This window comes from uncultured Tenacibaculum sp., from assembly GCF_947495995.1.
In the GTDB taxonomy this organism is placed as follows: Bacteria; Bacteroidota; Bacteroidia; order Flavobacteriales; family Flavobacteriaceae; genus Polaribacter.
Genome location: NZ_CANMAX010000007.1, coordinates 126,514 through 139,547, shown reverse-complemented (window position 1 = coordinate 139,547; position 13,034 = coordinate 126,514). Strand labels below are relative to the sequence as shown.

Below are 13,034 nucleotides of genomic sequence, written 5' to 3'. Positions count from 1 at the left end.
ATGGAATACTTCAATAAGATCATAAAAGAGTTATCTAGTGAATATAATTCTTCAGATACTAAATTTCAATATTTAGAAGTAGGACAATTACTAACTCATGGCTTTTCAGTAACACAGAGGAATCAGGATCAAAATTCTTTGATTTTAAAAACATTAGATGAAGCATACGACAATAAAAGAAATTACGTTCTACATCCACCAGTAATAACAGAAAAGAAAATAGCTTTAGACACAACTGAAACACAATTAATTAACGAGTTGTTAAATACTGAAGTAGCAACTATTAAAACTGGCGCAATTGTTCTAGACGGTTTATATTGTCAACTTGAATTCAACGACAGAAAATTAAATTGGAATATTGACGAGGAAATGAATACTTCTCTAAACAAGTTAGTTAATTTCTTAAGAGCTAAGGTTGTTTAAGACAACTTATTCTTATAATTCAGAGTTTAAAATCTCTCTAAAATGCTTATGAAAAAATTAGTTTTACTGATAATAGTACTTATCACTTCACAGTCTTGTAAAAAATCTAAAGAAAAATCAGACTTTATTGGAAACTGGACTTCAACTTCAGAAATGGATATTGATATGGACATTATGTTTTTTAAAGATTCGATGATCTTTATACCATACCGTGATTTCTCGTACGCTTGTAAATGGAATATAAATAACTCCAAAATTGAACAAACTTTAATTCGAGGAGATAGAACTATATTAAAACCCAAACACTCAAATCCATATAAATTCAATTCTACTAAAGATACTTTATCAATTATAAGTGAATTAAATAATCTATCATTAAAATTAGTTCGAGTAGCTAATGCCTATGAATACCTAGAACATAAAATAGATATGAAAATCAACTTAAAAAGCTCACAGAAAAAACTAACTCTTTTTGAAGAAAATAATTATGGATTAAATATTTATATAGGAATCAAAAACAACAAAATTATTGCTAAGACTGATTCTTCAGAAAACTTAAATGGATTAGGAGGAGAAACTCTTCTTTTTTTATCCAATCTTAATGAAAAGGAGGAAAAACTCGCAAGCTATGTCTTGTTCATAGATAAAAATATAACTGATCATAAAATTGACTCTATTAAATCGAAACTTCATACATACATTATTAATAAAGTATTTACTGTTTATGATTATAAAGAAGAACAATGGAATAAACCACCTATTTTATTAGGTTCTTATGATAACTAGATTTCAAATCAGTTATTAAAATGAAAGCTGAAATTATAGAATGATCTTACTATAGTTTCTAATCAATTTTGACAAAGAGTATTATTTTCATTTCAAGATAACTTAAAAATATTATTCATTTTTAAAATGCTAACAGAAAGTAACTTTAAAATACTGAAACTAAAACTTAACCGATACAAAATCACTTTTGATTACAACATTGATTCTGGTAACATCACCTTAGGAAAAGCTCAAAACATGAATCAAAAGCTGATTCTTGGAATTTTAGGTTTATCATTAGCTGTTATATCATTGCTGACTATTGTTTTTCTGAATATTCCTTACGGAAGAATTGTGAATTATGTAGTATCTGGGGGAATAGGATTTTATGGAATAAAGAAACTTTATGAGTATCTTAATGTAAAAGAAACCAGTGAAGAAAAAACTATTCACACCAACGGTATAACTATTGAAAATCAATTTTACCCTTGTGACGAAATATTGGATATCAATTATGAAATTGAATTTGTAGAAGACGGAAATAGTATTGGTCAACTGTATATTACTACCATAAAGAAAAGAGAGAAAATTATTACGCTAATTGAAAAAGAATATAATTATCTAAAAAATGATCTTGAGTTTCTAAAAACAAGTATTATTGAACATTTAGACATCACACTTCCTGATATTATTGAGATACACTAGCTTGTAACTATTCTCGGCTTTTAAAATAAAATCTCAAGATTTTTAATTAAATTTATAAGTAAAGAATTGCAATTATGTTAAAGTTACTACTCAAAATATTTTATATTAAAATACCTGATAGAATTCTTAAAAAAATCATTGAGAAAAAAACTATTTCTTCATTAGAAACTATTCTTGAATCTGGGCATTATAAGAATAGAATTTTCATTTATGAAAACTTAGAAAACATAGAGTTCGACAATAGAAAAGGATTATTGAAAATATTAATAAACGATTCTATTAAAAAGCTTTCTGAAGGAGCTATTAATGCATTAACCTTATTTGAATTATCTGAAGATGAAAAACGTATCATTTAAGAAAAAAAAGAATATTGGTTGTTGAAACATGAGCAAGACGAAAGCAAAAAGATCACTAAACACAAGATTAATAATAAACGAAAGTTTTCAAAAGGTGAAAGTTATTCAAACATGAAAAACATGTTGAAAAAACCTATGAATACAGGAAAATGGTTTTAAAATGATGCTATTATCTAAAAGAAGCTACATATGAAAGTTTTAAACATTCACAAACGAATAATAAATCAGCCTAAAACTAATATCACCAAGCTTCTTGAAACCTTGGCTACAGAAAACGATAAAATATGGCCCAAAGAAAAGTGGCCCGCTATGAAATTTAAAGAAGGTGTGAAAATTGGCTCAAAAGGCGGTCATGGTCCTATTCGATATTCAATAGAAAAATATAATACTGATTTAATTCAATTTAGATTTTCTAAACCATACGGATTTAACGGAATTCATAAATTTGAAATTTCTGCATTATCCGAAGAAGAAACAGAAATTAAACATACAATAGAAATGCGCACCGTGGGAAAAACTACTTTTCTTTGGCTTTTCGTAATTCGTTCGTTGCACAACGCTTTAATTGAAGACGCTTTTGATAAGTTAGAAAATAACTTTATTGAAAAACAAAAATCAACCAAATGGAACTTTTGGGTGAAGTTTTTAAGAAAACAAATGTCACAGAAAAAGTAATACATCAAATAAATAATATACTTTACGCAATATTAAATAGCAATCAATCATGAATACTAAATTTTTGACCTTAGTCTTACTACTATGGACATCATTATGCTTAACTGCTCAATCTTTAAATATTGAAGATCGATTAACTCAGTTACCTGATGTTACTTTTGAAAAAATTAAGTCTTCAAAAAATTCAGACATTACTTATAAACTAAAAATAAAACAACCTATAGATCATTCAAATCCAGAAAAAGGTTTCTTCTTTCAAAAAGTTTATCTTACACATCAAGGTTTTGATAATCCAACAGTTATTGTAACACAAGGATATCAAATGAAAAAGAATCGTAAAAACGAAGTAACAAAGATTTTAAATGCGAATCAAATTAATGTTGAGCATCGTTATTTTGGTGAAAGTCAACCTGAAACTTTAAACTATACGCACCTTAATTTAAAACAAGCAACGGCAGATTTACATCATATCAGAACTTTATTTGATAAGATTTATACTAAAAAATGGATTAGTACCGGAATTAGTAAAGGTGGATCTACAACTATATTTTATAAATATTTTTATCCAAATGATGTTGATGCAAGCATCTCTTATGTAGCTCCGTTAACCAATGCATTTGAAGACACCAGAATTTACGATTTTTTAAATACTGTAGGTACAAAAGAGTGTCGTGAAAAAATTAAAAAATATCAAATTCAATTGCTTCAAAGGAGAGAAGAAATATTAAATATTATTAAATTATACAGTGAGAAAGCTGGCTGGAAACATACGTATCTTTCGTTAGAAGAAGTTTTTGAATATGCTGTTTTAGAATATCCGTTTGGATTTTGGCAATGGGGAAATAATTGTGACGAAATTCCGGATGAAAACAGTACTTTAGAAGAAATTGTCATTCATTTTTTCACAGTTGATCCTATTTCTTTATTTAATGATAAATCCATAAAAAAATATGGTTCACATTACTATCAAGCAGCAACCGAAATGGGTTACTACGGATATCAAATAAAAGATTTTAAAGATCTATTAGTTAGTTTACCAAAAGACAAAAATCCGCATGCAACTTTTCTTCCAAATAAAATGAAAGCTGATTTTGATGGTCGTCTTTTAGATAAGTTACATCGTTGGACTCAAACTGATGGAAATAAATTTATTTATATCTATGGTGAAATGGATACTTGGACTGCTTGTGCTGTTCCAGAAAACGATAAATTAGATTCTGAATGGTTTATGATGAAAGGAAAACATCATGGAAGTGCTCGTATTAAAAATATGACTGAAGCAAATTATAAAAGACTTTGCGCTACTTTGGAAAGATGGTTAGATATAAAAATTGAAAGTAAATAACTAAAAACAAAAACTGTTATCAAATTAAAGAGTTTTCATCCTGAGGTAAAAAGAGCTCTAGACGAAATAATTAATAATAATTGATCATTATCCAAATAGGATTGTTTTTAATAAAAAAGATAATTTAAATGAATAGCATTTACTCCGTTTACTTTACAGGTAAAATTATTCTATTAATATTGATATCAATTATTGGTTTTGCCATATATAACAAAAGTATTCCGAAATGGATATTAGTTGTTGCTATTCCATTTTTTTTATTTGTTGGTTATTTCACATTCTCAGGTCCTAGTATTTTCAATAATGTAAAACTGTATAAGAAACTTCAAAGTATAACTGTAAATGATGTTAAAGAGATAGAAATTTTCAATATTGATCTTAGAAAAAAATACAAACCAATTCCTAATACTCTATATACACTTAGAAAAAAAGAAGAAATCGCCTCTATAATAGCTATTTTACAACAAAGTAAAACTTACTCAGAAAGTATCGATTATATTGATCGTTCATACGGATTATCGATTATATTAAAAGATCGTTCTAAAATTGATTTTGAAATTATTAAAACAAGAAGTGATATTTATTTATCATTATTGAATGAAATTAACAATAAATACTATACAATAGGTAATTATAAAAGTAATGCTATTTCAAAGTTTTTAATTGAATAAATATTAATTTTTACAATTACTCCTGACACACCGCTGTCACATTTCTATTTTTAATTTGTCTTTATAATTTTAAAACAAACAGTTTGCAAGCTAAAATCGAATATCAATTTTCAGGAAAAGTATGGAGAGACAGTCCTAATGGTGGATGGTATTTTGTTTCATTACCTAAAATGATGTCCAAAGAAATTCGAAATTCTTTACAATGGCAAGAAGAAGGTTGGGGACGAATGAAGGCAATTGCAAAAATTAACGAAGTAGAATGGAATACCTCAATTTGGTTCGATAAAAAAAACGAAACTTATCTTCTTCCTTTAAAAGCAGATATTAGAAAAAAAGCGCAATTAACATTAGATCTTAAAATCGATGTTAGTATAAAAGTATAATAGAATGTAACTTGTTTTTCAGATTGCCTTTAATTTAAATAAACTATATTGTCATTAGGGAAAATCAGTTTTATTTCACACCATTATTTTTGCATAAAAAATTGAATATTAGTTTTGATCTTGATAGCACGTTAATTCCAAATGGAAAAGAATTTGAAACCGAAAAACATCATAGTCTTGCTAAAATCTTAAAGATTGAAACAATTCGAAAAGGTAGCAAAACTTTGATTTCAGATTTACAACAACAAGGACATAAAATTCATATTTATACAACTTCTTTTCGAAGTAAAAGAAAAATAAGACGAGCGTTAAAATACTACGGAATTAAGGTTGATCGAATCATAAATGAAAAAGAAAATAGAAAAGTATTTAATTCATTAAGGATAAATGCTTCAAAATATCCTCCAGCTTTTGGTTTTGATGTTCATATTGATGATTTAGAAGGTGTAAATATTGAAGGGAATAAGTTTAATTTTAATGTAATTGTGGTGCAACCGTCTGATAAAAATTGGATTCAAACTATAAAAAATAGAATAAACTCATTCAAGGATTAAATGCAAAAGACAGAACGAATTCACTCTCTAGATGCTTTACGAGCAATTATGATGCTTTTAGGAATCGTATTACATGCTGCATTAACATATAATATAACAGATCATGGAAATGCTTGGTCTATAAAAGATCCGAATACAACAAATCTCTTCAGTGATTTTTTGGTGCTTTTAATTCATTCTTTCAGAATGCAAATCTTCTTTGTTGTTGCTGGTTTTTTTGGCGCCATGTTGTATTATGAAAGACAACCAATACGAATGATTAAAAATAGATTCTCTAGAATCGTTTTACCTCTTATTGTCTTTTTATTTTTATTGTGGCCATTCATTGTATTCGCTTTTAATTATACCAATACAGTTTTTTCTCATCAAGAAAATGCTTTAGATATTTCTTTAGGAATGTATACAAGTTTCTCAAGTGTACTACCAAAAAGTACATCACATTTATGGTTTTTGTATTATCTGTCATGGATTACTGCAACGGTCGTAATCTTCAAACAAGTATTTAAAAACAAACAAATCATTTCAGGTATCAACAATGGTTTTGAGTTTATTATTCAAAGACCGTTTCTTAGAATTTTATCATTTTCAACTTTAATTTTTATCACACTAAATTTTCTAGGAACAGCTATGGTGCAGACTTCAGCTTCATTTATTCCAGATAGAAATACTTATGTGTACTTTTTAGTTTTTTATGTAATTGGATGGTTTTTATATTCCGCGAAACATCATTTAGAAAGTTTTATGCGATACGATTGGAGTTTTACAATTACAGCTATTGTTTTATCTATCGTTCAAGGATTAATAATCCAAATTTATGAACTTGATCCTAGTAGTAATTCTGTATTATTAATTGGATTAAGTGCTTTAATTGTTTGTTTATTTACGTCTGGAATTATCGGACTTTTTGTTCGATATGCCAGTAACCATTCTACTAGAATGCGCTATATTTCAGATTCTTCATATTGGGTATATTTAATTCATTTACCTTTAACTGCTATAATTCCAGCTTTTATTTGGAATTTACCTTTGCCAGCGTTTGCTAAATTTCTAATTGTAGTTATAATAACTAGCGTAATTTGTTTTATTACATATCATTATTTTGTTAGAAATACTGTTATTGGTAAATTCTTAAATGGAAGAAAATATCCAAGGAAATAATTAACTTTAAAAACAAATGCTTTGAGAAAGTTCGTTTTTGAAAATAGAAAATACGGATTTGAGTTGTTGATGGACTTACATACTTTTGAAAACAATTCAAATGTATTCTTTGAACCAACTCCACATACTTGTGATTTTTTTGAAATCATGATTTTTGAACAAGCTTCAGGTACAATTGAACTCAACGGAAAAGTAATTGATATTGTAGATAATAGTTTCTTCTTTATTTGTCCGTCACAGAAGAAATCTTGCAATATTGACCTCAACAATATTAAAGGATTTCATTTAGTTTTTAAGGATAATTTTTTATCTGATTTTTTTGATGATAAGTTATTTGCTTACCGTTTACAATATTTCTACAATTATCAAAACTCTCAATATTTTCATATAAATAATGAAGAGTATAAAGGAATTCAGTTTGTATTAAATGAGATAATTACAGAAATTAACAATTACCAAAATGATAGCACGCATATCATTCGTTCTCTATTGTATTTTTCGCTATCGAAATTAAATCGACTGTATTCTAAATTCTATACTATTTCTCCAGAAACACAATCGAATTCTAAGGTGCATAAATTCAAAGAATTGTTAGAATCAAATATTCGTAAAATCCACAAAGTAAGTACATATTGTGAATTATTAAAAACAGACAGACATCAACTAAACACAATGGTAAAAGCGCACACTGGTTTTACTTCAAAACAAATTATCAATAATCGACTTTTACAAGAAATAAAAACAGAGCTTCGTTATTCAACAAAAACAATAGCGGAAATTGCTTACATCTTAAACTTTGGAGAACCGAATAATCTAACACGATTTTTCAATAAACTAGAAGGTATTAGTCCGACTAAATTCAGAGAAAACTACCAAAATGATAGAACTTAGCAACAAAATGATAGGACGATAAAACTAATCATCATAGAAATTTGCAAATAAAAAACCATGACAAAAATTTTCTATTTCATTATAACAATATGTAGTATTCAATTCCTTTCAGCACAAAATCAAACTACTACCATTGAAATGTCATCCGCTAATTGGGATTTACCTAAAGGAGCAAAATTTGAAAAATTCGACAATAGAAAAACCTTAATCTTACCTCGAAGTAGAGCTACTGTAAAAAACTTACAATTTAAAAACGGGACTATTGAAGTTGACATTTATGCAAATAGCAAAAGAAGTTTTGCTGGAATTACTTTCAGAAAACAAAACAATACTATGGAAGAAGTGTATATGAGAATGCATAAAGCTAATCAGGCTGATGCAATTCAGTACACTCCTATTTTTAATAATGAATCTAACTGGCAATTGTATCGAGAATATCAAGCTAATGTTTCTTTTAAAAATATTGGTTGGAATACTTTAAAAATTGATGTAAACAATCAAATTGCAGATGTTTATGTAAACGGAAATAAAGTATTGACTATCGATAATTTAAGAACTGAACAAACAAATGGAGGAATCGGACTTTTTGCTTTATTTACGAATCGATTTTCGAATTTTAGAGTTACTCATAAAAAACCTATATCAAAAGAAATCACAACGAAAGAAAATATTATCGATCCTACTATTATTAGCCAATGGAATATTACACAGGCAAAACCATATACATCTGAAGACTTATCTTTTAAAAGTTTTGTGAATTACAATTATAGTACAGTAAAAACGGAATCCTCAGGTTTATTACCTATTTCTAAATACGTTAAAAAATCTACTTCTGGTAATTTCGAGCAAAACAAAGAAGATTACATAGTGGCCTCTAAAACTATACACAGTAAAAAAGAGGAAACAAAACTCTTTTCATTTGATTACAGTGATAAGATTATAGTCTATTTAAACGGTCAAAAACTCTTTAAAGGAAATAATGCTTTTCGAACAAAAGGCGTTCAATATATGGGACATACTGGAACTTTTGCTAATCAACTCTATTTACCTCTAAAAAAGGGAAAAAACACAATTCACTGTGTCGTTATAGACAAAGCTAATGGTTGGGGATTGATGGGTAAATTAGAGTAGTAAACACTATCTCTTTATTCATTTAACTTTTTATAAAATTCCGAGTTGAGAATTACTTTTTTAAACAATGATTGTATTTTCTTTTTATCTGTTTCATAACTGATTTCCCAACTTGGAACTTCAATTTCAAAATTGAAAAACCTTATATAGTAATTCGTCCATTCTTCATCATTTCTTTTCTCTATTCGAGAGTAATAATGTTTAATAGAATTATTCAGTTCATCTACTAATCGTTCCTTTGTATATTCAGTTTTCAATAACTTAACAGTAAAATCAATAATATTTGAATTACTAGCTAAACCATTATTAAACATATGAGGTAATAAATAACTTAATGCTTTTTTAGTATCTCCTAGTCCTTTATAAATTTCTCCGTACAATTGCGCGTTGTGTATTTCATCTTCTGCAAATGCACTTCCGCAAAAATGTTGTAAAGGATAATTTTCATTTATTTTTTTGTATTTCAAAGCAGTTTTAAAATCTTTCTTTTGAATATAAATTCCTGTTAATCGATTGCTAGCTTCGTTTTTAAAATTTGCATACGGATTCGACATTATTCCATTTCTTCCACTATTCTCTCTATCATTAGCATTACTTTTTAAAATCATTTCTAAATATTTAATTTCATCATTTTCATAGTCTAACAATGAACTTATTTTTGCGGAGTTATATAGAGATTTATGGTACAAGTTGGATTTAGGATGTTTTTTTATAATCTCTTCGAAATATTCTAAGGCTGTATCAAGTATATCTTCCCTTGTATTATATAAAACTTTAAATTTGATTTTTCCTTCCAGAGAAGTTGTATCTAGTCTAGCTAGTTCATAATCAAAACTTCCTTCTTCAACGATATCAAAAACTGCTATTCCTTTAGTAAATAATTTTTCATCTTCGTTTATCTGCTGACTTTTTAAAGAAGAACATGAAATTAGAATAACAACAACAAATAGATTTAAATAATACTTTTTCATTTTATTATAATTAGCATTTTCATTTTCGAATATACTTTGAGATTAATTATTAATAAATCTATAATGAGTAAATACTCCTTTCCAAAGAGTTATTTAAAATTTTTGATAAAAACCTCACCTTATTTAAGCAGAAAAATCAGATTATATTTTTATTTATTTAAGTATATTCACTTCATAATTATACAACAACAGCTTCTTTCATAAAGCACTATCTTTCGACAGATAAAAACTAAAAAACCGAACTATGAGAAAAATAATTTTAGCTTTAGTCTTAATATCCAATCTTGGATTTTCACAAAATAAACGCACTGACTTAAACTTTAATACTAAATATTTTGATGCTGTTGATAAATGGGTGGCATTTCCTAATAAAGATATAGACTCTTCTTTTGCTTATGGATTTATTTATTTGGACAACCAAGCTGGTTTCACTTTCAATTATGAAGATCGATTTAAAATTGAAAACGGAACTTTTAAAAAAGTAGGAAAGAACTTACAAACTGGTGCTGCAAAATATCGAATCGATACAAATGCTAATCCGGTTTCAATTTTAACAAAAGAACAAATTAAGGATCTGAATTTACCTGATACACCAGAATGGTTATCGGTTTATAAACAAGGATCTGAAAACGTAGGCTATTTAAAAAACGAAGGTTACCATTATAATCATGCTGGAGCTTGTGAACGTGCTTTAGTTCCTTTATTAAAAGCCTATAAAATAAAACCTCATTTCAAAGGTCTTGAGTTTGAATTATCTTACGCTTACAATCATTTGAAACAGTACAAAAAAGCAATTCCTATTTTAGATAAAGCGATTAAAAACAATCCTAAAAACTTCTATTTCTATAGAGAATTAGGTTTTTCTTATGTAAATCTTGATCAAGTTAAAAAGGCTGAAGAAATATATTTAAAAGGAATTTCAGCATCAGATAACGATTTTGAAAAAAGTGAAATGGCTATAAATATGGCACAAGCTTTTTTTAAATTAAAAAATAGAACGAAGTTTGACGAATGGGCTAAACTGACAAAAAAGTATGCTAAAAAAGACTCGAATTATATACAATACATCGAGTATTTTGAAAAGAATTGGAATAAGAATTAAAATTACTTTTTTCAAATGACAGAACTAAATGTTGCTCATTTTTTAGGAGTTTATCAAATAAGGAAAAGGATGCATGAAGAGGGAATAAATAACCCTAGTGAAGAATTCAAAAAGTTCACTAGAGATTTCGTCGAAAAATTATCTAAAATGCCGATGGAAGAAAAAATGAGTTGTAAAAATGGTTCATTTTTCGATTCTAAAGGAAATGTTATTGCAAAACTGCCTTTAAAATAAAATGATTTATCATCTTTCAGTTGAAACTAAAACTGTAATTTGTTGGTTTATTAAAGTTTAATTCATGAAAATAGTTTGTATTTCAGATACCCACGGACTTCATAAATCTCTCTCATTACCAAAAGGGGATATGATTATTCATGCTGGTGATGTAACCAACCGAGGAGAAAAGCATGAAGTTGTAGATTTTCTGAATTGGTTTAAAGCGCTTGATTTCAAACACAAAATATTTATCGCCGGTAATCATGATTTTTTCTTTGAAAAAGCAAGTCCTGAAGAAATTGAAGAACTTATACCTTCCAGTATTATTTATCTTAATGATTCTGGTATAACTATCGAAGGAATCAATATTTGGGGTTCGCCTGTACAACCTTGGTTTTACGATTGGGCTTTTAACCGCCAAAGAGGTGAAGAAATTCAAAAACATTGGGATAAAATTCCAGAAGAAACAGATATTTTAATAACTCATGGTCCTGCTTATGAAGTTCTTGACTTAACCAATAAAAATGAAGCTGTTGGTTGCGAAAACTTACTGAATACGATTAAAAAAATTAAACCTAAAGTTCATTTAGCTGGACATATACATGAGGCTTACGGAACTACTAAAAAATTTGGTGTAGATTTTATTAATGCTAGTGTGCTAAACATTAGATATGAAGTCAAAAATGCGCCAATAACAATAGCTTATTAAATTATTATGAATAGAATTACAGTTTTTTGCGGTTCAAGTTTTGGAACCGATACTGAATTTAAAACTCAAGCAAGAAAGCTTGGTAATCAATTAGCTCTTGAAAACATTGAACTTGTTTACGGCGGAGCAAATGTTGGATTAATGGGGGAAGTAGCCAACGGAGCTCTAGAAAAAAATGGAAAAGTAATTGGTGTTTTACCTAAGTTTTTAGCAGCAAAAGAAATTGCGCATACCGAATTAACTGAGCTTATTTTGGTAGAATCTATGCATGAAAGAAAAACAAAGATGAATGATCTTTGCGACGGAGTAATTGCTTTGCCTGGTGGTTTTGGAACTCTCGAAGAACTTTTTGAAATGTTAACTTGGGGACAATTAGGTCTTCATAAAAAACCGATCGGAATACTTAACAGCAATGGATATTACAATGAACTTATCTCTTTTTTAGATACTATGGTTACAAAAGGTCTTTTAAAAGAAGTAAATAGAAATATGGTTTTAGTTAGTAATAATGTTGATGATCTACTTAGCAAAATGAAAACTTATAAAGCTCCAACAGTAGAAAAATGGATTACGAAAAACACACTTTAAAAAAATCAACAAAAGAAAACAGTGAACATTATTATTGGGGTGATCAATGCAGCGGATGGCATTTAGTAAAATCTAATGATTTAAGTATTATTGAAGAACTCATGCCTCCGAATACTAAAGAACAAAAACATCATCACAAAAAAGCACAGCAGTTCTTTAGAATTTTAAAAGGAATAGCAACTTTTGAAATTGAAAACTCCATTGTTACAGTTGAAAGTGGAGAAGGAATACATGTACCTGCAAACGTAAAACATAGAATTTTGAATCAACAAAATGAAAATTTAGAATTCATCGTAATCTCTCAACCAACTACTCGTAACGATCGTTATAATGAAGTGGATTAAAAAATGAATCTTTTTTAACTTTGATATGAAAAATAGCTAAGAAAACT

At 27.9% G+C, this 13,034-nt stretch carries 18 protein-coding genes; 17 read left to right on the top strand and 1 reads right to left on the bottom strand.

Going from position 1 to position 13,034, the window contains the following annotated elements; genetic code table 11:
* The 12 genes from Q1A15_RS16735 to Q1A15_RS16680 all read left to right on the top strand — a co-directional run bounded on the left by Q1A15_RS16735 (nt 1) and on the right by Q1A15_RS16680 (nt 9,057).
* Nucleotides 1-423, top strand: a complete 423-nt coding sequence (locus Q1A15_RS16735) for a hypothetical protein (protein WP_299626670.1) — start codon at nt 1-3, stop codon at nt 421-423.
* Between the two features lie 48 nt (nt 424-471).
* Nucleotides 472-1,209, top strand: a complete 738-nt coding sequence (locus Q1A15_RS16730) for a hypothetical protein (RefSeq protein ID WP_299626667.1) — start codon at nt 472-474, stop codon at nt 1,207-1,209.
* 126 nt (nt 1,210-1,335) lie between these two features.
* Entirely contained in the window at nt 1,336-1,893 is a 558-nt protein-coding gene (locus tag Q1A15_RS16725) for a hypothetical protein (protein ID WP_299626665.1), read from the top strand.
* 74 nt (nt 1,894-1,967) lie between these two features.
* Entirely contained in the window at nt 1,968-2,249 is a 282-nt protein-coding gene (locus Q1A15_RS16720) for a hypothetical protein (protein ID WP_299626662.1), read from the top strand.
* Nucleotides 2,250-2,438: 189 nt separating this feature from the next.
* Nucleotides 2,439-2,924 carry a hypothetical protein gene (locus tag Q1A15_RS16715; protein ID WP_299626659.1) on the top strand — a complete coding sequence of 162 codons (486 nt, stop codon included), beginning with the start codon at nt 2,439-2,441 and terminating at the stop codon, nt 2,922-2,924.
* Between the two features lie 49 nt (nt 2,925-2,973).
* Nucleotides 2,974-4,269, top strand: coding sequence for a S28 family serine protease (locus Q1A15_RS16710; protein ID WP_299626656.1), 1,296 nt, complete (start codon nt 2,974-2,976; stop codon nt 4,267-4,269).
* A gap of 128 nt (nt 4,270-4,397) precedes the next feature.
* Nucleotides 4,398-4,940: a hypothetical protein gene (locus Q1A15_RS16705; protein WP_299626653.1), complete on the top strand. Its 543-nt coding sequence runs from the start codon at nt 4,398-4,400 to the stop codon at nt 4,938-4,940.
* Nucleotides 4,941-5,023: 83 nt separating this feature from the next.
* Entirely contained in the window at nt 5,024-5,323 is a 300-nt protein-coding gene (locus Q1A15_RS16700) for a DUF1905 domain-containing protein (protein WP_299626650.1), read from the top strand.
* An 89-nt stretch (nt 5,324-5,412) separates the two neighbouring features.
* Nucleotides 5,413-5,877 (top strand): HAD family hydrolase, encoded by a 465-nt coding sequence (locus Q1A15_RS16695; RefSeq protein ID WP_299626647.1) that lies wholly within the window; start codon nt 5,413-5,415, stop codon nt 5,875-5,877.
* Nucleotides 5,878-7,035, top strand: a complete 1,158-nt coding sequence (locus Q1A15_RS16690; RefSeq protein ID WP_299626644.1) for an acyltransferase family protein — start codon at nt 5,878-5,880, stop codon at nt 7,033-7,035.
* Nucleotides 7,036-7,056: 21 nt separating this feature from the next.
* Entirely contained in the window at nt 7,057-7,926 is an 870-nt protein-coding gene (locus tag Q1A15_RS16685; protein ID WP_299626641.1) for an AraC family transcriptional regulator, read from the top strand.
* Between the two features lie 57 nt (nt 7,927-7,983).
* Entirely contained in the window at nt 7,984-9,057 is a 1,074-nt protein-coding gene (locus tag Q1A15_RS16680; RefSeq protein ID WP_299626638.1) for a family 16 glycoside hydrolase, read from the top strand.
* A gap of 14 nt (nt 9,058-9,071) precedes the next feature.
* Here Q1A15_RS16680 and Q1A15_RS16675 read toward each other — a convergent pair whose 3' ends face one another.
* The gene (locus Q1A15_RS16675) at nt 9,072-10,028 is read right to left on the bottom strand and encodes a hypothetical protein (protein WP_299626635.1); all 957 of its coding nucleotides are present in this window, start codon (nt 10,026-10,028) and stop codon (nt 9,072-9,074) included.
* Between the two features lie 244 nt (nt 10,029-10,272).
* On the opposite strand from Q1A15_RS16675, the gene Q1A15_RS16670 reads away from it, so the two are divergent.
* From Q1A15_RS16670 to Q1A15_RS16650, 5 genes are all read left to right on the top strand, one after another.
* Nucleotides 10,273-11,130, top strand: a complete 858-nt coding sequence (locus tag Q1A15_RS16670) for a tetratricopeptide repeat protein (RefSeq protein ID WP_299626632.1) — start codon at nt 10,273-10,275, stop codon at nt 11,128-11,130.
* A gap of 15 nt (nt 11,131-11,145) precedes the next feature.
* Nucleotides 11,146-11,364 (top strand): hypothetical protein, encoded by a 219-nt coding sequence (locus Q1A15_RS16665; protein WP_299626629.1) that lies wholly within the window; start codon nt 11,146-11,148, stop codon nt 11,362-11,364.
* A 64-nt stretch (nt 11,365-11,428) separates the two neighbouring features.
* On the top strand, nt 11,429-12,055 hold the full coding sequence (locus Q1A15_RS16660; protein ID WP_299626626.1) for a metallophosphatase domain-containing protein: 627 nt from the start codon (nt 11,429-11,431) through the stop codon (nt 12,053-12,055).
* Nucleotides 12,056-12,061: 6 nt separating this feature from the next.
* Nucleotides 12,062-12,643 carry a TIGR00730 family Rossman fold protein gene (locus Q1A15_RS16655; RefSeq protein ID WP_299626623.1) on the top strand — a complete coding sequence of 194 codons (582 nt, stop codon included), beginning with the start codon at nt 12,062-12,064 and terminating at the stop codon, nt 12,641-12,643.
* A complete protein-coding gene (locus tag Q1A15_RS16650; protein ID WP_299626620.1) occupies nt 12,619-12,987 on the top strand; it encodes a cupin domain-containing protein in 369 nt (122 codons plus the stop codon). The genes Q1A15_RS16655 and Q1A15_RS16650 overlap by 25 nt, the downstream gene beginning before the upstream one ends.
* Nucleotides 12,988-13,034 lie beyond the last annotated feature (47 nt).